This is a genomic window from Fictibacillus sp. EA-CB0309, assembly GCF_055814265.1.
This window is the reverse complement of the sequence record NZ_CP169271.1, coordinates 478,619-497,668: the sequence shown is the minus strand read 5'-3', so window position 1 is coordinate 497,668 and position 19,050 is coordinate 478,619. Positions and strand designations below refer to the sequence as shown.

Below are 19,050 nucleotides of genomic sequence, written 5' to 3'. Positions count from 1 at the left end.
AAAGGTTCATATTAGGATTTATTAACTAAGAAAATTTACGCTTTGTTTGAAGAACCAAACTCACGCATTTTTCCAGCTACAGTAGCTTGGATCGCATCACGAGCTGCAGTTAAATAGCTACGAGGATCATACTTGTCCGGGTTAGATCCGATGTATTCTTTAACTGCTTTGTGAGAAGCAATTTGGTTTTCAGTGTTTACGTTGATTTTAGCAGTTCCTAAAGAAATTGCTTTTGGATATCTTTTGTTGGGATACCAGTACCACCATGAAGTACAAGAGGTACACCAGTTAGTTCCATAACTTCTTTCATGCGGTCGAATCCTAAGTTCGGCTCACCTTTGTAAGGTCCGTGAACAGATCCTAGTGCAGGCGCGAAACAGTCAACACCAGTTTCACGAACAAGTTGATCACACTCAGACGGGATAGCGTAAGCTGCATCTGCATCTTCAACAACTAGATCGTCTTCTTGTCCACCAATACGGCCAAGTTCTGCTTCAACAGAAACACCGTGGAAGTGAGCAAGCTCAACTACTTTTTTAGTAAGAGCGATATTCTCTTCTAGCGGGTGGTGAGATCCGTCGATCATTACAGATGTGAAACCTGCATGAATCGCTTCAGCACACTTTTGGTAGCTAGAACCGTGGTCAAGGTGAATCGCTACAGGTACAGTTACTTTGTACTCTTCCATAAGCGCTTTAACCATAGCAACGACAAGCTTGAATCCGCCCATATAACGAGCAGCACCTTCAGAAACACCAAGAATTACTGGAGATTTCTCTTCTTGTGCAGCTTTAAGGATCGCTTGAGTGAACTCAAGGTTGTTCAAGTTGAATTGACCAACTGCATAATTTTCCGCTTTTGCTTTTTCAAGCATTTCTTTCATTGAAACTAAAGGCATAATATATGTCCTCCTTTGGATATTGGCACGAGCAGACCAACTACATTTTTGTATTGTATAGTGCTGAAATGTGCATACACAGCAAAAAGAAGCCATTATAGTTTACCTTTCATGGCGTCTTGCTAAACATTTCATAATGCTCATATTTCATTCTAGTATAGCATACCAATATCGCCTGAAAACCGCAACACATCAACGTTTTCGGGGTGTAAACGCTATCATCAGCGACACGCCTGCATTTAAAAGATTTTTATGAGGATGGAGTATTTAATGGAAGTTCTTTCCTGACCGCTGCGCGAATCTCATCAATGTCGAACGGTTTTGCAAAATGAGTAATCGCTCCGAGTTTCATGGCCTCGTGAATCATGTCCAATTCACCGTAAGCTGTCATAATAATTACCTGAATCGTTTCATCGTGTTTTTTGACACGGCGAAGAATTTCCAAGCCATCCATTCCAGGGATTTTCATATCTAAAATGACAAGATCAGGGCGGTCCTTCTCTACAATAGAAAGAGCTTGTACACCGTTTGCTGCCTGATACGTCTTATAACCTTCTTTTTGAAAAATTTCGTTCAAAAGAATTCTAATACCATACTGATCGTCTACAATTAATATTTTTCCGCTCATTATTGCTCACCTCATCTGAGTTTCTTTACAAAACCAATTGTCTGTATATCATTCTAGATAGTCAGATCAATTTCCTGCTGATATCCATGAATTGTATTGTTAAATTCAGTATACTAAATAAAGTAACAAATTCACGATGATTTGAAAAAAGTTAGGAGTCATTTCATGTTAAAAATATTTTCAACACAAGTAGCAGGATTGCTAAAATCCATTTCCGATAAAGAAGAGCAATCGATCGAAGAAGCTTCCCGTCTGCTGGCGCAGTCCATACTTTCTGAAGGAACTGTTTATTTTAAAGGGTTTGGCGAGATGGAAGCTGTTGTGAGTGAAGCTTTATTTGGGGAGAATACGTTTCGAGGTGGGGCTAATTTTTCAAATAAAAAGGTGTCTGAGCTGATGCAAGTCGATAGTGTTGTCGTGGCTTCCCGCTTTTTAGATGACGAAGAAGCTGTAGCACTTTGTTCAGAAGTTCGTAAAACGACGGATTGCAACCTCATTTTGATCGGCGGACGACGAAAAGATGCCGAGATGGACGTGAAACTGGATGATTTGGCCGATATCGTGATCGATACGAAGGCCGTTCGCGGACTAGTGCCGCTAGATGATGGCACGCGACTAGGTTTTCCCTCTGGATTGACCGCTTTATTCGTGTATTACGCACTTTTCTTAACAACAGAAGAGATTTTAGAAGAATATGATGAAGAATAAGGATGAGCTTGGCTGTGTGCCAAGCTTTTTCTTGTTTTTTGAATAAAATTGATGGAGTTTTTGGGACAAAAACCAATTTTGATGTATACCCACCTGGGTAATTAAGCCATTAATTCGAGAAATATCAGCCATAATCCCGCGAATTATGAAGTTATTTCCGCGAGTTTTACCATTATTCCGGCGAGTTTTTCCCATATATCGGCGAGTCGGTCTATTTCGACAATTTCCAAGGAACAAATACCCCCGCCAACACAAACACATTCATAAAAAACCGGCAGCTCCCTCTGAATAGGTAGCTGCCGGTCTATAAATTCTTAGTTTTTCAACTGCGTTACCGCACCGATAAAGTCGCGGAATAATGCTTGCGGGCGTGTTGGTCGCGAAGTGAATTCCGGGTGGAACTGTGACGCAACAAACCACGGGTGATCTTCTAATTCGATGATTTCTACAAGGCGTCCATCAGGAGATGTTCCTGAGAAGATAAAGCCTGCTTTTTCCATCTGATCACGATACTCATTGTTGAACTCGTAACGGTGACGGTGTCTTTCGTACACAACCTCATCGTTATAAGCCGCGAACGCTTTTGTGTCTTCTTGAATTTTACAAGGATACAATCCAAGACGAAGCGTTCCGCCAAGGTCTTCGATGTCCTTTTGTTCAGGAAGCAAATCGATTACTGGGAATGGCGTTTCAGGCATTAATTCTGCAGAGTGAGCTCCTTCTAGTCCAAGAACGTTGCGGGCAAACTCTACTGAAGCCAGTTGCATTCCTAGACAGATCCCTAAGAAAGGTACTTTGTTTTCACGCGCAAATTGAGTAGCTAAAATCTTTCCTTCTACCCCTCTGTCGCCGAATCCGCCAGGAACTAAGATACCATCCGCATCTTTCAGAAGTTCGTTCACGTTTTCAGCTGTAACCATCTCGGAATTGATCCAGTCGATCTCGATATCTGTATCAAAGTGATAACCAGCATGACGAAGTGCCTCAACAACTGAAATATATGCATCTTGAAGTGCCACATATTTTCCGACTAATGCGATCTTCGCTTTTCCTTTCAGGTTTGTCACTCGGTTGATCAATTCTTTCCACTCAGCCATATCTGGTTCGTGTGTTTCAAGTTTCAGATGTTTGCAAACAAGCTCGTCCATCTTTTGTTCTTGAAGATCGATCGGCACTTGGTAAAGCGTGTCTGCATCTCTTGCTTCGATTACCGCTTTCGGATCGATGTCGCAGAATAGACCGATCTTGTCTTTCATTTCCTGAGGAACCGGCATTTCTGTACGAACCACGATGATGTTCGGCTGGATACCAAGGCTGCGAAGCTCTTTTACACTGTGCTGTGTCGGTTTCGTTTTCAGCTCGCCAGCAGCGCGAATGTAAGGAATCAATGTACAGTGGATGTACATCACATTTTCAGAACCTACATCACTTTTAATCTGACGAATCGCTTCTAGGAACGGCAAGCTCTCGATGTCCCCAACTGTTCCGCCAATCTCTGTAATTACAACATCTGCATTTGTTTCGCGACCAGCACGGAAAACACGCTCTTTGATTTCGTTTGTAATGTGCGGGATAACCTGAACAGTTCCGCCAAGATACTCACCGCGACGCTCTTTTCTAAGAACGGTAGAATAAATTTTCCCAGTCGTAACTGAGCTGTATTTGTTTAAGTTAATATCGATAAAACGCTCATAGTGACCTAAGTCTAAATCCGTTTCAGCACCGTCATCTGTTACGAAAACTTCACCGTGCTGATAAGGGCTCATCGTCCCTGGATCCACGTTGATGTAAGGATCGAATTTTTGCGTTGTCACTTTAACTCCGCGGTTTTTTAATAAACGGCCTAATGATGCAGCAGTAATCCCTTTTCCTAAAGAAGAAACAACCCCGCCTGTAACAAAAATATATTTTGTCATGTGTTCAATCCCCCTAAATTTTCTAAAATAAGTATGTGCGTTTAAAGCTTTTTCTACTATCGGGAGAGGTTTGTGATAAGTACTTTACACAGTCCAATCCATAAAAAATAAAAAGCAAAAGACACTTCCCCTATGGTTAGGGGGCACTTTTGCTTTGATATCATATAAAATTAATCTTTTAAATAAAAGATACAGGAATAGCCCAAAAAGAATATTACCGGAGTCCAGAGCACATGTCAAGATGATCTGCACATGGAAATTTTACACTTTGTAGTTACTGTAAACTCGCCGGATTCCGCTTGGAGCTATCCGGATTAATTCGAAAACCCGCAACATCTTGATGTGAAAACATGCTTAAAATAGCAACTAAGTTTTCTAAAAACAACCTAAACAAAAAACCAGCACAAAAATAGCGCTGGTTTCAAGCAACTCATACCGAAAACTCCGACTTACAGATCTTCGTCTTCCTCTTCAAGATCTTCGTCTTCCTCTTCTTCAAAGTCTTCATCTTCTTCATCGAAGTCTAATTCTTCTTCATCGTCATCATCATCGTCATCGTCATCAGCAAGATCGTCGTCTTCAACGAACTCATCTTCAACTTCTAACTCATCGAAGTCTTCATCATCAAAGTCCTCTTCAAAGTCATAATCATCTTCAGAAGCTTTTTTACGTTTTGTTGGTTTGTTCGTTGCACCTAGTTCTTCTTCAGAGCTTTCTACTGGGTACCAAGTTTTAAGTCCCCATTTGTTATCTCCTAATGAAACGAAACGTCCATCAATGTTCATATCTGTGTAAAAATACGCAATTCGGTTTTCAACTGCAGTTTTAGACAAACCTTTGATTTCAGCGATCTGTTTTACTAAATCGTAGAATTGAACAGGCTGCTTAGCATTCTGCAAAATTTCAAATGCGATTTCGACCATAGACATTTCAACGACTTGTTCCTTCGTATACGTGTTCAACATAGCCACATCTGCACTTCCTTTCCTTCTCCACACTCATTTATATCAACACATTGTGCTCATTCTCTAGAAGAATCATACTCTTCATTATAAACAAATCCCATACGGATATGCCAGTAGTAATCTATCTTTTTTCCATAAAAGGTTTTATGAAGTGTGTTGGATTATACTTCGCTGCTTTTGAAAGTGGTTGATTTCCGCTCCAGGTTGCTCGCTTTCCGCGGGGCAGGCGGTGAGCCACTTGCCGCTTCGCGCCCTTAAGTGTCTCACCTGACCGCTTGTCTCGCACCTTGCGCTCCAATCAACTTGCATAGGAGGAATATAAGAAAACTAAAAACAAAAACCTTCTAAACGAACTAAATTTCAAGTTCTATGGGAGTTATTCTAACCTTTCATGAATGTTATAAATAGAACAAAGAGCAGAAATTAACTCTCTTAAAACTCTCCCAAAGAAAAGAGAACCGCTAAAACTGGCGGCTCTCTCCTTTCTCACACTACATGTTTCTTCTATACTTTCCGCCTACTTCATAAAGCGCGCTCGTAATCTGACCGAGACTTGCAAATTTCACGGTATGCATGAGCTCGTCGAATATGTTTCCGCCGGATAAGGCAACATTTTTGAGACGTTTCAGAGCTTCACTCGCTTGATCTTTGCTTGACTCTTGGAACGCATTCAGATTCTGAATCTGCTGTTCCTTTTCATCCTTCGTCGCACGAGCAAGCTGCATGTTGAACTCTTCTTCTGATGGCGGGTTCGGGTTTAAGTAAGTATTCACGCCGATAATCGGAAGGGAGCCATCATGCTTTTTCATTTCATAATACATGGACTCTTCCTGAATCTTTCCGCGCTGATACTGTGTTTCCATCGCACCAAGCACGCCGCCTCTTGTATTCATACGCTCGAACTCTTGCAGAACCATCTCTTCTACTAAATCAGTTAATTCTTCAATGATAAACGATCCTTGCAGCGAGTTCTCGTTACGAGCCAAACCAAGCTCTTTTGTAATGATCATCTGAATTGCCATCGCGCGGCGAACGGATTCTTCTGTTGGCGTTGTGATCGCTTCGTCATAGGAGTTCGTGTGAAGCGAGTTACAGTTATCATAGAGTGCCATCAAAGCCTGAAGCGTCGTACGAATATCGTTAAAATCAATCTCTTGTGCGTGAAGTGAACGTCCAGATGTTTGGATATGATATTTCAGCTTCTGACTGCGTTCGTTCGCTTTGTATTTATCGCGCATAACCGTAGCCCAAATTCGTCGAGCCACGCGGCCGATTACGCTATATTCCGGATCAAGACCGTTTGAGAAGAAGAACGATAGATTAGGCGCAAATGCGTTAATATCCATTCCGCGGCTCAAGTAATATTCCACATACGTAAAGCCGTTTGCGAGTGTAAACGCGAGCTGCGTGATCGGATTCGCACCAGCTTCTGCAATATGATAACCAGAAATCGAAACCGAATAATAGTTGCGAACTTGGTGGTCGATAAAGTATTGCTGAATATCACCCATCATGCGAAGCGCGAATTCCGTAGAGAAGATACACGTGTTCTGTCCTTGATCTTCTTTTAAAATATCAGCTTGAACCGTTCCGCGGACAGATGCAAGCGTCTTCGCCTTAATCTCGCCATACTCCGCTTCATTTGGCTGTCTGCCATTTCCTTCAGCAAAAATCTTCACTTGCTGATCGATCGCTGTGTTCATGAACATCGCTAAAATAATCGGTGCCGGTCCGTTGATCGTCATGGAAACAGACGTGGAAGGAGCAATTAGATCAAAGCCGTCATATAGCTTCTTCATGTCGTTGAGCGTACAGATGCTTACACCGCTCTCTCCGACTTTTCCGTAGATGTCCGGTCGGTGATCCGGGTCTTCTCCGTAAAGCGTTACCGAGTCAAACGCTGTACTCAAGCGCTTTGCGTCATCATCTTTTGATAGATAGTGAAAACGGCGATTCGTTCTTTCAGGTGTTCCTTCTCCAGCGAACTGGCGCTTCGGATCTTCTCCTTTACGTTTAAAAGGAAATACTCCTGCAGTATAAGGGAACGAACCTGGAACGTTTTCTTTCATGATCCACTTTACGATGTCTCCCCAGTCTTCGAACTTCGGAAGAGCAACCTTTGGAATATCAAGGCCCGAAAGACTTTTCGTCGTAAGCTCGGTCACGATCTCTTTATCGCGAATCTTCGTTACGAACTCTTTTTTGCTGTACATTTCTTTTAGCTCTGGCCACTGTTTCAGCATTTTTGAAGTCGTCGGTAAAAGTTTTTCTTCTACTTTTTCAAGCGCTTTGTTTAAACTCGCCTCTACTTCTTCACCCGCTGCGTCATATTCTCTTACCGTTTCAAGCGTACCTTGAATCTGGAACGACTTGCGCGCAAGTTTCGCCTGTTCGTCCACCGTTTCATGATACTTGCGGACAGTCTGTGCGATTTCGTTTAAATATTGAGCACGTTCGCCTGGAATGATGACGTTCTTTTTCGCGGTCATCGCTTCTGCTGCAGGTTGAATGCCCCAATCCATACCTGACTTTTCTTCGATCACCTTCATCAAGTGATAAAAGAGTACGTTCGTGCCCGCGTCGTTAAACTGACTTGCGATCGTACCGTAAACCGGCATGTCATCTAGATCTTTATCAAACCAGTTGCGAGAGCGCTGATATTGCTTTTTCACATCACGAAGCGCATCTTCAGACCCTTTACGCTCAAACTTATTGATTGCGATAATGTCTGCGTAATCAATCATATCGATTTTTTCTAATTGTGAAGGTGCACCAAACTCGCTCGTCATGACATATAGGGAAGCATCGGAGATTTCTGAGATTCCAGCATCCCCTTGGCCGATCCCGCTCGTCTCTACAACAATCAGATCGAATCCAGCTGCTTTCGTTACTGCAATCGCATCCTTAATCGCATCGGACAGCTCAGAACGAGATCCGCGCGTTGCAAGTGAACGCATATAAACACGAGGATGATAGATAGCGTTCATACGGATTCGGTCACCTAAGAGCGCCCCGCCTGTCTTTTGTTTGGTCGGATCGATCGAGATGATTGCGATCGTCTTGTCTTCACACTCGTTTAAGAATCGGCGTACAAGTTCATCTGTCAGTGAGCTTTTTCCTGCTCCTCCTGTACCGGTGATGCCAAGAACAGGCACTTGTTTCTGCAGACTTTTCAACTCATTCAACGTCTGTTCAGCGGTTGCCGCGATCTCTTCTGAGGCTTGCTTTGCGTTCTCCGCTAACGTGATCAAACGAGAAACAGAGCGTACGTCTTTTTCTTTCACTTTTTCAATCTCATCTGTTAAAGAGGTTACCGTCGGGAAATCACATTCTTCTACCATGAAGTTGATCATGCCTTGAAGTCCTAGCAATCTTCCATCTTCAGGTGAGAAAATACGTGTAACACCATAAGCATGAAGCTCTTTGATTTCAGGCGGGATAATAACGCCTCCGCCTCCGCCAAAGACCTTGATATGCCCTGCTCCGCGCTCTTTTAATAGATCGATCATGTATTTAAAATATTCAACGTGTCCGCCTTGATAAGAAGAAATCGCGATTCCTTGAACGTCCTCTTGGATCGCGGCACTCACCACTTCATCCACAGAACGGTTATGACCAAGATGGATCACTTCACATCCATTCGACTGTATAATTCTTCTCATAATGTTAATGGAAGCATCATGACCATCGAAAAGACTGGAAGCGGTTACAAATCGAACCGGATTTTTCGGCCGGTAAATGTCGGTCTGAGTCATTTTATTCATCCTTTCTTACGCTCCTTTTATGCCATAAAGCAATTGTTGAAGCTGTAATTGCGTATATTCTTCCAAGGTATACATCTTCTGCAGCGCCCAGCGTCTGAACGTCCACATCTGACCTATGATTAAAATATTGTGAGCTGCTGCCTGAATCTCTTTTTCGCATAAATCCAGTTCGCCTTGCTTTACCACTTTAAAAAGCAGTTCTTCAAAGATCGCCGTCATCTCCAGCTCTTTTTTCAACACATAAGGAAGTGCTTCATGAGAAAGTGACTTTGCTTCCTGATACATGACGAGCACTTCATCCTGCATATCGTCCATCACTTTGAAATAAGCTGTGATCGCACGTTCAACACCTTTTATTCCGCTATCTTCACCGTTTATGTCCTGCTGCAGCCTCAGCTTTACGCCATCATAGATGCTGTCGCAAACAAGATACAGAATATCTTCTTTTGAACGGATGTACTCGTAAAGTGTGCCAATGCTAAAGCCTGAAGCTTTTGCGATCTCACGGGTAGTCGTGCGGTGGAATCCATTCTCTTTAAAGAGAGACACCGCCGCTTTCACCATTTCTTCCCGTCGCCTTTGAATTAATTTTTCATCTTTTACGAGCGACGGCACTTCTTTCTTACCCAATTGGCCTCCCTCATTTCTGTTTCCCGTCAGCCGGCTGCAAACGTTCTTTTAAAATTTGTTCTGCAGCTGTATAAGGGTCTGTGTTACCTGATTCTAAGTCGGCCAGCCAGGAGAACCCGTTTTTCTGTTCGTGTGTCCACACTTGCTGATAAATTTCATGCTGAACCACTTCCATTACCTCACGCTTAAGGTTTGAAAGCTTCCGTTCTTTTCCTTCACCGCTTTTATCTAAATAGTTACGGTGCTCACAAAGAGCATCCCACAACTTCTGCAATCCTTTATTTTCAGTAGAAACCGTCTGAACGACTGGAGGGCGATAAGGACTGTCATGTTTCACTAGATCGAGCATCGCTTCAATCTCTGCGAGCAGCTTCGGAACCCCTGGCATATCTGCTTTGTTCACAACAAACAGATCAGCGATTTCCATGATTCCCGCCTTAAAGACTTGAACAACATCCCCGCTGCCCGGGTTTAACACAACCGCAACCGAATCCGCTAGCTTCATAATGTCGAGTTCTGACTGCCCCACTCCTACTGTCTCTATTAAAATCACATCAAAACCATACGCATCCATCAGCCTTACCGTTTCTTTCGTAGAACGAGAGAGTCCGCCAAGACTTCCGCGCGTCCCCATGCTTCGGATAAACACACCCGGATCGGTAAAATGGTCAGCCATCCTGACTCGATCTCCTAGTATAGAGCCACCGCTAAAAGGACTCGTCGGATCAACGGCAACAACCGCAACGGTCATCTCCTTTTTACGCAAAAAAGAGATAAGACGGTTAACGAGCGAGCTTTTCCCAGCACCAGGTGAACCGGTGATACCGATCCAGTGGGCCCCTTTTTGCTGAGGATAGATGCTCTTTAAAAGCTCGAGTTTGTCTTCACCGTTGTTCTCGGCAAGTGTGATCGCTTTCGCGAGAGCACGTTCATCTTTTTGCTGGATGCGCTGTGCTAATGGATGCATGGTTTCCTCCTAAAACTAGTTTCTGTAATTGTTATTTGTGAAGGTTAATCTCTAAGAGGTTTGTACTTTTGTTTTGTTCTCCATTGATGAAGTTGATTGGAGCGTAAGGCGTGAGACTCTCGGCTAGGACAAGCGGTCAGGTGAGACACTTAAGAGTAAAACGTACGAATGTGGCTCACCGCCTGCCCCGCGGAAAGCGAAGCGCCTAGAGCACAGATCAACCTCTCACAAACTCACAAATCAATCCTTCAAAAGCATCTTAGAAATAACGAGACGCTGAATTTCTTGTGTACCTTCATAGATCTGCGTAATTTTCGCATCACGCATATAACGTTCAACTGGATATTCTTTCGTGTAGCCGTATCCGCCGAATACTTGAACCGCATCTGTTGTCACTTCCATCGCAATGTCTCCTGCGAAAAGCTTCGACATCGCGGATTCCTTACCATATGGAAGACCTTCTGATTCTCTCCATGCAGCTTGATAGGTTAAAAGTCTTGCTGCTTCAACTTTTGTAGCCATATCAGCGAGTTTAAATCCGATTCCTTGGTTTACACCGATCGGCTTACCGAACTGCTTGCGCTCTTTTGCGTAATTGACGGAAGCATCCAGTGCGCCTTGTGCGATCCCAACGGCTTGAGCAGCAATTCCGTTACGCCCGCCGTCAAGTGTCATCATCGCAATTTTAAAGCCTTCTCCTTCTTTGCCAAGCAAGTTTTCAGCTGGCACTCGGCAGTCTTCGAAAATGATCTCTAGTGTTGGAGATGAACGAATTCCGAGTTTCTTTTCTTTTTCCCAAAAGAAAAGCCTGGTGTCCCTTTTTCTACTATGAAAGCGGAAACTCCTCTCGTTCCTGCTTCAATATCTGTGCGTGCAAACACGACATAGATCTCAGCGTCTCCAGCATTTGTGATGAAAATTTTAGAACCATTGATGATGTAATGGTCGCCGTCTTTTTTAGCCGTTGTTTTCATATTCCCTGCATCAGACCCAGAACCTGGCTCTGTTAAACCGTATGCTCCGATCTTCTTTCCTTCTGCCATCGGACGAAGGAACTTTTGCTTTTGCTCTTCGTTACCGAACTTAAAGATGGGCCATCCTGCAAGTGACGTGTGAGCAGAAAGTGTTACACCGACTGACGCACAGACGCGTGATAGTTCTTCTACTGCGATCACATAACCAAGATAGTCTCCACCAATCCCGCCGTACTCTTCTGGCCAAGGAATACCGCAAAGTCCAAGCTCTCCCATTTGGTCGAAAATTGCGCGGTCAAAGCGCTCCTCTTCGTCACGTTCTGCTGCTGTTGGTTCTACTTCGTTTCGTGCAAAATCACGCACCATTTTGCGGATCATTTCATGTTCTTCAGATAACATAAATTGCATCTCTATCTCTCCCTCTTATCCTAGTAAATGTTTGCTGAGCACCATTCGCTGAATTTCACTTGTTCCCTCATAGATCTGACACACCTTCGCGTCTCGGAACAATCGCTCTACCGGATACTCTTTCGTATAACCGTAGCCTCCGTACACTTGCACCGCTTCGATCGCTGATTTCATCGCCGTTTCTGATGCGAAAAGCTTTGCCATCGATGCTTCTTTTCCGCATGACATGCTGTTTGTCTTTAAATCTGCCGCACGATAGGTTAAAAGTTTTGCGGCTTCAACGTTTGTCGCCATATCAGCCAATTTGAATGCTAACCCTTGATTCGCACCAATCGGCTTGCCGAACTGCTTTCTCTCTTTGCATAGTTTGTCGCATATTCTAATGCCGCTTCGGCAATTCCAAGCGACTGAGCAGCGATTCCGATCCTGCCCACATCCAGGTTGCTCATCGCAATCTTAAAGCCTTCTCCTTCTTTACCAAGCAGATTTTCAGCAGGAACGCGTGCATCTTCAAAAACGATCTCGCACGTGTTCGATCCGTTCAACCCCATTTTTTCTCTTTCTTTCCTACTGAAAAACCTGGTGTATCTTTATCTACGATGAAGGCTGAGATTCCGTAGCTGCCTTTGTCTGGCGCAGTGGAAGCAAACACGATATACACATCCGCTTCGCCTGCATTTGTAATAAAAATCTTCGAGCCATTTAAAACGTAATGATCGCCTTGTTTAACAGCTCTCGTTTTTAAACTTGCTGCATCAGAACCTGAACTAGGTTCTGTAAGTCCGAACGCCCCAAGGTACTCTCCACTCGCTAACTTAGGAATGTATTTTCTCTTTTGTTCTTCATTTCCGAAATAAAGAATTGGATTTGTTCCAACACTCGTATGAACGGATAAAATCACACCGATCGTCGCACTCACCTTTGATAATTCGTTGATCGCGATAATGTACGACGTAAAATCCATTCCCGCTCCGCCATACTCTTCTGGAATCGGAATGCCCATCAGTCCAAGTTCAGCCATCTTCGTGATCAGATGACGCGGAAACTCTTCTGTCTCTTCCATATGCTCAATGGCCGGTGCTATCTCTTTTTGTGCAAAATCCCGTACCATCTTCTGCATCATCTTTTGTTCTTCTGTAAACACGAGGTTCATGGTCTCTCCCCATTTCCTTTTTCTCTGTGATGCGTGTCTCTCTCACAAAGACAAAAATGGAATTTTTGTCTTTGTGTGGGGTCAGACCCCTAGGCGTACTCGTAGAAGCCTCTGCCTGATTTCTTTCCTAGCCAGCCTGCCTTCACGTATTTTCTAAGCAAAGGACACGGACGGTACTTATCGTCGCCGAAGCCTTCATGCAGTGTTTCCATGATGTACAGGCATGTATCGAGTCCGATAAAGTCTGCTAGAGTTAACGGTCCCATCGGATGATTCATTCCGAGTTTCATAATTTCATCCACTGCTTCTGGTGTCGCTACACCTTCATACACCGCGAAAATCGCTTCGTTGATCATCGGCATAAGGATTCGGTTTGAGATGAACCCTGGAAAATCGTTCACTTCAACAGGTACTTTTTGCAGCTTCTTAGATACAGACTCGATCGTTTCATACACCTCATCTGCTGTCTGAAGACCACGGATGATTTCTACAAGTTTCATAACCGGTACAGGGTTCATGAAATGCATGCCGATCACTTTTTCAGGACGCTCGGTTGCTGCAGCGATCTCTGTAATCGGAAGTGATGATGTGTTTGAAGCTAGAATTGCATGTGCTGGCGCATATTGATCAAGCATCTTAAAGAGCTGCGTTTTTACATCCATGTTCTCAACAACCGCTTCAATCACAAGGTCAGCGTTGGACGCGTTCTCTAAAGAAGTAGAAGATGTTATACGAGAAAGGATGTTTTCTTTTTCACTCTCATCCATACGGCCCTTTTCAACGGAACGGTTTAAGTTTATTTGAATGATGCCGATCCCTTTTTGTACGAATTCGTCTTTCATATCGTGCAAAACCACGGAGTAGCCAGCCATCGCACAAACTTGTGCAATCCCTGAACCCATTTGCCCTGCTCCAATCACCATAATGTTTTGAATGCTCATGTGTTACGTCCTCCTCTATGCTTTTACTTCTACTAAAATCGCGTCACCTTGACCGCCGCCTGAACAGATCGATGCAATACCAAGTCCGCCGCCGCGTCTTTTTAATTCGTGGATTAACGTCAGTACGATGCGCGTGCCGCTCGCCCCAATCGGGTGACCTAATGCCACTGCGCCGCCGTTCACGTTCACTTTTTCAAGATCTAATCCAGCAAGCTCTGCACTCGTTAACGCAACAGCCGCGAATGCTTCATTTATTTCAAAAAGATCTACTTCTTCTAATGATTTTCCTGTTTTCTTTAATAGCTCAGTGATTACAAGTCCTGGCGTCTTCGGGAAATCCTTCGCTTCAACTGCAATCGCCGTGTGGCCTAAAATGGTTGCGAGCACTTCTTTTCCTTCTTTTTCAGCACGTTCTTCGCTCATCACAACTACCGCTGCAGCACCGTCGTTCACGCCAGGTGCGTTCCCTGCTGTAATCGTCCCGTCTTGAGAGAATACAGGTTTTAATTTAGCAAGAGATTCTACCGACGTATCTTTACGAGGCGACTCATCTTGAGAAACCACGATCGGATCACCTTTACGCTGAGGCACTTCTACCGGAACGATCTCTTCAGCGAAAATACCCTTATCAATGGACGCTACAGCACGGCTATGACTGCGGTACGCCCACTCATCTTGGCGATCACGTGAGATTTCCATCTCTTTTGCCACGTCATTTCCGTAGATTCCCATGTGAACTCCTGTAAACGTACACGTTAATCCGTCATGCACCATAAGGTCCTTCACTGAGCTGTCACCCATACGAAGACCCCAGCGAGCTTTCGGTAAAATGTATGGTGCGTTGCTCATCGACTCCATTCCGCCAGCAACGATAATCTCCTCATCACCCGCACGGATAATTTGGTCTGCTAGTGTGATTGCTCGAAGACCTGAAGCACATACTTTGTTGATCGTCTCTGTCTTCGTCTCCCAAGGTAAACCTGCTTTTTGAGCCGCTTGACGAGAAGGAATCTGACCTTGCCCGCCTTGAAGAACGCAGCCTAAAATGACTTCATCAACAGATTCTGGAGCGACGTTTGCTCGTTGAAGTGCTTCTTTAATGGCGATTCCACCTAAATCTGATGCCGTAAGAGAGCTTAATCCCCCGCCAAACTTCCCGACAGGTGTACGTGCACCACTAACGATTACTGATTTTGTCATGTGAAAGACCTCCTGTTTTGAAATGTTGAAGCTGAACACTTATTGTTAACGCTTACATAAATTATTGCAGACGAGCCGAGCGAACGCTCAGTCGACCAATCCCCAAGCATGAAGCTGCCAGCTCATACGCGGGCAGCTTATTTACATGCTCAGACTACTGAAGAATCTCTTGTTTTTGAGACCCAAACATCGATTTTTCTAAGATTTCAACAACGTCTAACGTTTGTACTGTATCTTCTACTTCTTTCGCTTTCGTACCATCACTCAACATCGTTAAGCAATAAGGACATCCGCTTCCGATCATGGTTGGATTTACAGCGAGGGCTTGCTCTGTACGCGCAACGTTTACACGCGATCCTGCTTTTTCTTCCATCCACATCATTCCGCCACCCGCTCCACAGCACATACCGTTTTGACGGTTGCGGTCCATCTCGACCACTTTTACGCCAGGAATTGCTTTTAAAATATCGCGAGGCGGCTCGTATACTTCGTTATAGCGTCCAAGGTAACAAGAATCGTGGTACGTGATTGTTTCATTCACTTCATATTTAGGCTGAATTCGTCCTTCTTTGATCCATTCAGCTAAAAGTTCTGTATGGTGGTAGACTTCCGCTTTTAGACCAAACTCAGGATACTCATTTTTAAACGTGTTATATGCATGCGGGTCGATCGTAATGATTTTCTTAACATCGTGCTTTTCAAAGAGTTCGATGTTTGCATTCGCCATCTCTTGGAATAAAAACTCGTTTCCAAGACGACGAGGCGTGTCACCAGAGTTCTTCTCTTTGTTTCCTAAGATCGCAAACGTGATGCCCGCTTCGTTCATGATTTTCGCAAGAGAAAGCGCGATTTTTTGTGAACGGTTATCATAAGCACCCATCGAACTTACCCAGAACAGGTACTCGAACTCTTCACCCGCTTTTTCTTTCTCTTTTACAGTCGGAACCACGATATCTTCTTTCAGTTCACGCCAGTTCTCGCGTTCTTTTTTCGAGATTCCCCAAGGGTTTCCTTGCTTTTCAATATTCTTAATCGCACGCTGCGCTTCAGCATCCATCTTACCTTCTGTTAAGACAAGGTAACGGCGCATGTCGATAATCTTATCGACATGTTCGTTCATTACAGGACACTGATCTTCACAGTTACGGCAAGTTGTACAAGCCCAGATCTCTTCTTCTGTCATAACTTCACCGATCATTTCTACATCATACGCAAATGCAGATGATCCGTCTGTTGCAGCAGCTGTTTCCTCGGCGCCCTTCCCTCTCGCTTCAAAAGCGATCTGGTTGCCTGTTGTGTTCGAGAACGCAAATGCTGGCATCCAAGGTGTACGCGATGTAACAGCTGCCCCTTTTACCGTTAGATGGTCACGAAGCTTAACGATCATGTCCATCGGTGAAAGCATCTTACCTGTGCCCGTTGCTGGACAAACATTCGTACAGCGACCGCACTCTACACATGCGTAGAGATCAACAAGCTGCTTTTGATTGAAGTCTTCAATCTTATTCACACCGAAAACTTCTTGTGTTTCGTCTTCAAAGTTAATAGAAGACAGTTTTCCTACTTTATCTTTGCGGCCAAGCCAAACGTTAAGCGGACCGGCAATTAAGTGAGCGTGCTTGGATTGCGGCACATACACTAAGAATGTTAATAAGAACAATAAGTGAATCCACCAAGAGATAAAGAATACGACTGCAGCACCGGTTTCACCTAGGAAACCAAGAGCCATCGCGATAACGGATGCAATTGGAGCCGTCCACTCATAAGGGAGATCATGCCAGATGATTTCTGCCCCATTCCCTACTAGTACCGAGAGCATCAAGCCGCCAATAAACAGAAGCACTAATCCTGACTTAAAGCCTCGCTTCAGACGTACAAGCTTTTCAACATATCTTCTGTAAAAAGCCCACACGACTGCGATCATAATCATCGTCGTTACGATTTCTTGGAAAAACGTGAACCCTGGATAAAGCGGCCCGAGCGGCAGATGAGACCCAGGTGCGAGTCCTTTCCAAATAAAATCGATCGCTCCGAACTGGACAAGAATAAATCCATAAAAGAACATGATGTGGATAATTCCGCTTTTTTATCTTTTAACAGCTTCTTTTGACCAAATACGTTGACTAAGACTGCTTTGATTCTTTCTTGTACCGTATGGTCGAACTCCACTTTTTTGCCGAGCTTGATAAACTCGTACCTTGTTTTCACCACATAAACGAACAAAAACAATGCGTAAGCGGTTACAAAAAGAAATGCAAGCCAGTTTGCTACCATTAAGCCGTTCATCAATTTCTCTCCCTTCCACTCCTGCTATTCCCTAATTCTTTCTCTTTTAATAATTCTAAATGAAATTAATTTTCTGACATCATTATATCATAAAAAATAAATGAATGAGCATTCAGTCAACATCTCATCAAAAAATTTTTTTAGTCGTTTTAAATGGCAAGGGCATACTAAATAAAAGTTTTGGGAGAAGGAGGAGATGAAGATGTGGATCGTTTTAGCGATTGCAATCGTGGGGATTTTAGCGTGGATTGATTTTTATTTAGGACATAAACAGACGATTTCAAAGGAAGAACCTCCTGTAACAACAAGTGGCAGCATGCATCTCCTATCAACGGGCTCCCATTTTTTCGATTCACTGTTTCAGGATATAGATGAAGCATCAGAGTCAATCTACATACAATTTTACATTTTACGTGATGACGAACTTGGCAGTGAGATGGTGACGAGATTAATCTCAAAAGCAAAGAATGGCGTGGAAGTTAGGCTTCTTCTCGATTATATGGGAAGTCACGGCGTAAAGAAGAAGACCATTCAAAACTTAAAAGATGCGGGTGTTCATTTTGAATACAGCAACAAACCTCAGTTTCCTTACCTTTTATATCGCATCAACCACAGAAATCATCGAAAGGTTACCATTATTGATGCCAAGATCGGATACATCGGCGGATATAACGTGGGAAATGAATATATTGGCAGAGTCACAAGATTTGGGGATTGGCGTGATTATCATTTAAAATTAAAAGGTGCCGTCGTACATGAGTTACAGCGTTTATTCATCGATGATTGGAATGGATCGACGAATGATAAGATGATGACGCAGTTAGCATATCCACACGATGATGTTCGTGACGTGGCATTCATGCTCCTTCCCTCTAAAGGCGATGCGGCCTATCGTTTCTTTTATGAAAAAATAAAACGTTCCGAAAAAAGCATCTTTATAGGTTCACCTTACTTTATTCCGGGTAAGAAGATGAACAAGGAACTCTTATCTGCAATAGATCGCGGTGTAAACGTTAAGTTAGTCGTACCTATGAATCCCGACCATCCTTTTGTACAAGAAGCGTCTTATCGGTACATAAAACCGCTTTTAGAAGCTGGAGCAGAGATCTATCAATTTCATGAAGGTTTTTATCATTCAAAAGTATTAATGTTCGATGAATCAATCTGCGATATTGGTACCGCAAACTTTGATCTGCGCAGCTTTTTTATAACGACGAGATCAATTGTATTTTTACCGATAAAGATTCTATTCAAGCCGTAAAAAAAGTGCTTGAGTCTGATCTTGCCCGTTCTGAGAAACTGACGCTCGAACGGCTCAAAAAGACGAGAACTGTTAAAGTACGCCTAAAAGAAGTGATCGGGTTTATCCTTTCGCCTTTTTTATAAAGCTAGAACTTTGTTGCTCTTGAGAGTGGTTGATTTCCGTTCCAGGTGCTTCGCTTTCCGCGGGGCAGGCGGTGAGCCCCTTGCCGCTTTGCGTCTTAAGGGTCTCACCTGACCGCTTCTCCCGCAGGAGTCTCGCACCTTACACTCCAATCAACCAATCAACGAAGCAATTTAACAGCATCAACTTTTACAAAAAACAATAAAAATAAAACAACAGGGGGCCAAA

General features: G+C 43.6%; 14 protein-coding genes and 4 pseudogenes. 2 read left to right on the top strand and 16 right to left on the bottom strand.

What is annotated here, in order from left to right:
- Positions 1-35 precede the first annotated feature (35 nt).
- A pseudogene (fba, locus tag ACEWFH_RS02880) lies at positions 36-994 on the bottom strand (class II fructose-1,6-bisphosphate aldolase).
- Between the two features lie 154 nt (positions 995-1,148).
- Positions 1,149-1,529 (bottom strand): response regulator, encoded by a 381-nt coding sequence (locus ACEWFH_RS02875; protein WP_171005594.1) that lies wholly within the window; start codon positions 1,527-1,529, stop codon positions 1,149-1,151.
- Between the two features lie 162 nt (positions 1,530-1,691).
- On the opposite strand from ACEWFH_RS02875, the gene ACEWFH_RS02870 reads away from it, so the two are divergent.
- Positions 1,692-2,234: a DUF2529 family protein gene (locus ACEWFH_RS02870; RefSeq protein ID WP_473726027.1), complete on the top strand. Its 543-nt coding sequence runs from the start codon at positions 1,692-1,694 to the stop codon at positions 2,232-2,234.
- Positions 2,235-2,548: 314 nt separating this feature from the next.
- On the opposite strand, the gene ACEWFH_RS02865 is transcribed toward ACEWFH_RS02870, so the two are convergent.
- The 13 genes and pseudogenes from ACEWFH_RS02865 to ACEWFH_RS02805 form a co-directional block, all read right to left on the bottom strand.
- Positions 2,549-4,150 (bottom strand): CTP synthase, encoded by a 1,602-nt coding sequence (locus ACEWFH_RS02865; RefSeq protein ID WP_473726026.1) that lies wholly within the window; start codon positions 4,148-4,150, stop codon positions 2,549-2,551.
- 449 nt (positions 4,151-4,599) lie between these two features.
- Positions 4,600-5,115, bottom strand: coding sequence for a DNA-directed RNA polymerase subunit delta (gene rpoE / locus ACEWFH_RS02860; RefSeq protein ID WP_473727192.1), 516 nt, complete (start codon positions 5,113-5,115; stop codon positions 4,600-4,602).
- Positions 5,116-5,236: 121 nt separating this feature from the next.
- Entirely contained in the window at positions 5,237-5,401 is a 165-nt protein-coding gene (locus ACEWFH_RS02855; protein WP_473726025.1) for a hypothetical protein, read from the bottom strand.
- Between the two features lie 205 nt (positions 5,402-5,606).
- Positions 5,607-8,870 (bottom strand): fused isobutyryl-CoA mutase/GTPase IcmF, encoded by a 3,264-nt coding sequence (gene icmF / locus ACEWFH_RS02850; protein ID WP_473727191.1) that lies wholly within the window; start codon positions 8,868-8,870, stop codon positions 5,607-5,609.
- 15 nt (positions 8,871-8,885) lie between these two features.
- A complete protein-coding gene (locus tag ACEWFH_RS02845) occupies positions 8,886-9,509 on the bottom strand; it encodes a TetR/AcrR family transcriptional regulator (RefSeq protein WP_473726024.1) in 624 nt (207 codons plus the stop codon).
- 10 nt (positions 9,510-9,519) lie between these two features.
- Positions 9,520-10,476 carry a methylmalonyl Co-A mutase-associated GTPase MeaB gene (meaB, locus tag ACEWFH_RS02840; protein ID WP_473726023.1) on the bottom strand — a complete coding sequence of 319 codons (957 nt, stop codon included), beginning with the start codon at positions 10,474-10,476 and terminating at the stop codon, positions 9,520-9,522.
- A 240-nt stretch (positions 10,477-10,716) separates the two neighbouring features.
- A pseudogene (locus ACEWFH_RS02835) lies at positions 10,717-11,858 on the bottom strand (acyl-CoA dehydrogenase).
- 15 nt (positions 11,859-11,873) lie between these two features.
- A pseudogene (locus ACEWFH_RS02830) lies at positions 11,874-12,268 on the bottom strand (acyl-CoA dehydrogenase family protein); the annotation flags it as partial.
- A complete protein-coding gene (locus ACEWFH_RS02825; RefSeq protein ID WP_473726022.1) occupies positions 12,170-12,403 on the bottom strand; it encodes an acyl-CoA dehydrogenase family protein in 234 nt (77 codons plus the stop codon). The gene ACEWFH_RS02825 and the pseudogene ACEWFH_RS02830, both read right to left, overlap by 99 nt.
- Positions 12,400-13,011 carry an acyl-CoA dehydrogenase family protein gene (locus tag ACEWFH_RS02820; protein WP_473726021.1) on the bottom strand — a complete coding sequence of 204 codons (612 nt, stop codon included), beginning with the start codon at positions 13,009-13,011 and terminating at the stop codon, positions 12,400-12,402. The genes ACEWFH_RS02825 and ACEWFH_RS02820 overlap by 4 nt, the downstream gene beginning before the upstream one ends.
- Positions 13,012-13,100: 89 nt before the next feature.
- On the bottom strand, positions 13,101-13,952 hold the full coding sequence (locus ACEWFH_RS02815; RefSeq protein ID WP_473726020.1) for a 3-hydroxybutyryl-CoA dehydrogenase: 852 nt from the start codon (positions 13,950-13,952) through the stop codon (positions 13,101-13,103).
- A 15-nt stretch (positions 13,953-13,967) separates the two neighbouring features.
- Entirely contained in the window at positions 13,968-15,152 is a 1,185-nt protein-coding gene (locus tag ACEWFH_RS02810; protein WP_473726019.1) for an acetyl-CoA C-acetyltransferase, read from the bottom strand.
- A 154-nt stretch (positions 15,153-15,306) separates the two neighbouring features.
- Positions 15,307-17,438, bottom strand: a pseudogene (locus ACEWFH_RS02805) (4Fe-4S dicluster domain-containing protein).
- Positions 17,439-17,640: 202 nt separating this feature from the next.
- Between ACEWFH_RS02805 and ACEWFH_RS02800 the strand changes: the two are divergent.
- A complete protein-coding gene (locus tag ACEWFH_RS02800) occupies positions 17,641-18,699 on the top strand; it encodes a phospholipase D-like domain-containing protein (RefSeq protein ID WP_473726018.1) in 1,059 nt (352 codons plus the stop codon).
- Between the two features lie 119 nt (positions 18,700-18,818).
- On the opposite strand, the gene ACEWFH_RS02795 is transcribed toward ACEWFH_RS02800, so the two are convergent.
- Positions 18,819-18,962, bottom strand: a complete 144-nt coding sequence (locus ACEWFH_RS02795; RefSeq protein WP_473726017.1) for a hypothetical protein — start codon at positions 18,960-18,962, stop codon at positions 18,819-18,821.
- Positions 18,963-19,050 lie beyond the last annotated feature (88 nt).

Bases quoted from the DNA above. Each gene is read 5' to 3' on its own strand.
- ACEWFH_RS02870 (WP_473726027.1), top strand. From the start codon at position 1,692: ATGTTAAAAATATTTTCAACACAAGTAGCAGGATTGCTAAAATCCATT.
- ACEWFH_RS02865 (WP_473726026.1), bottom strand. From the start codon at position 4,150: ATGACAAAATATATTTTTGTTACAGGCGGGGTTGTTTCTTCTTTAGGA.
- rpoE (WP_473727192.1), bottom strand. From the start codon at position 5,115: ATGTTGAACACGTATACGAAGGAACAAGTCGTTGAAATGTCTATGGTC.
- icmF (WP_473727191.1), bottom strand. From the start codon at position 8,870: ATGACTCAGACCGACATTTACCGGCCGAAAAATCCGGTTCGATTTGTA.
- meaB (WP_473726023.1), bottom strand. From the start codon at position 10,476: ATGCATCCATTAGCACAGCGCATCCAGCAAAAAGATGAACGTGCTCTC.
- ACEWFH_RS02820 (WP_473726021.1), bottom strand. From the start codon at position 13,011: ATGAACCTCGTGTTTACAGAAGAACAAAAGATGATGCAGAAGATGGTA.
- ACEWFH_RS02815 (WP_473726020.1), bottom strand. From the start codon at position 13,952: ATGAGCATTCAAAACATTATGGTGATTGGAGCAGGGCAAATGGGTTCA.
- ACEWFH_RS02810 (WP_473726019.1), bottom strand. From the start codon at position 15,152: ATGACAAAATCAGTAATCGTTAGTGGTGCACGTACACCTGTCGGGAAG.
- ACEWFH_RS02800 (WP_473726018.1), top strand. From the start codon at position 17,641: ATGTGGATCGTTTTAGCGATTGCAATCGTGGGGATTTTAGCGTGGATT.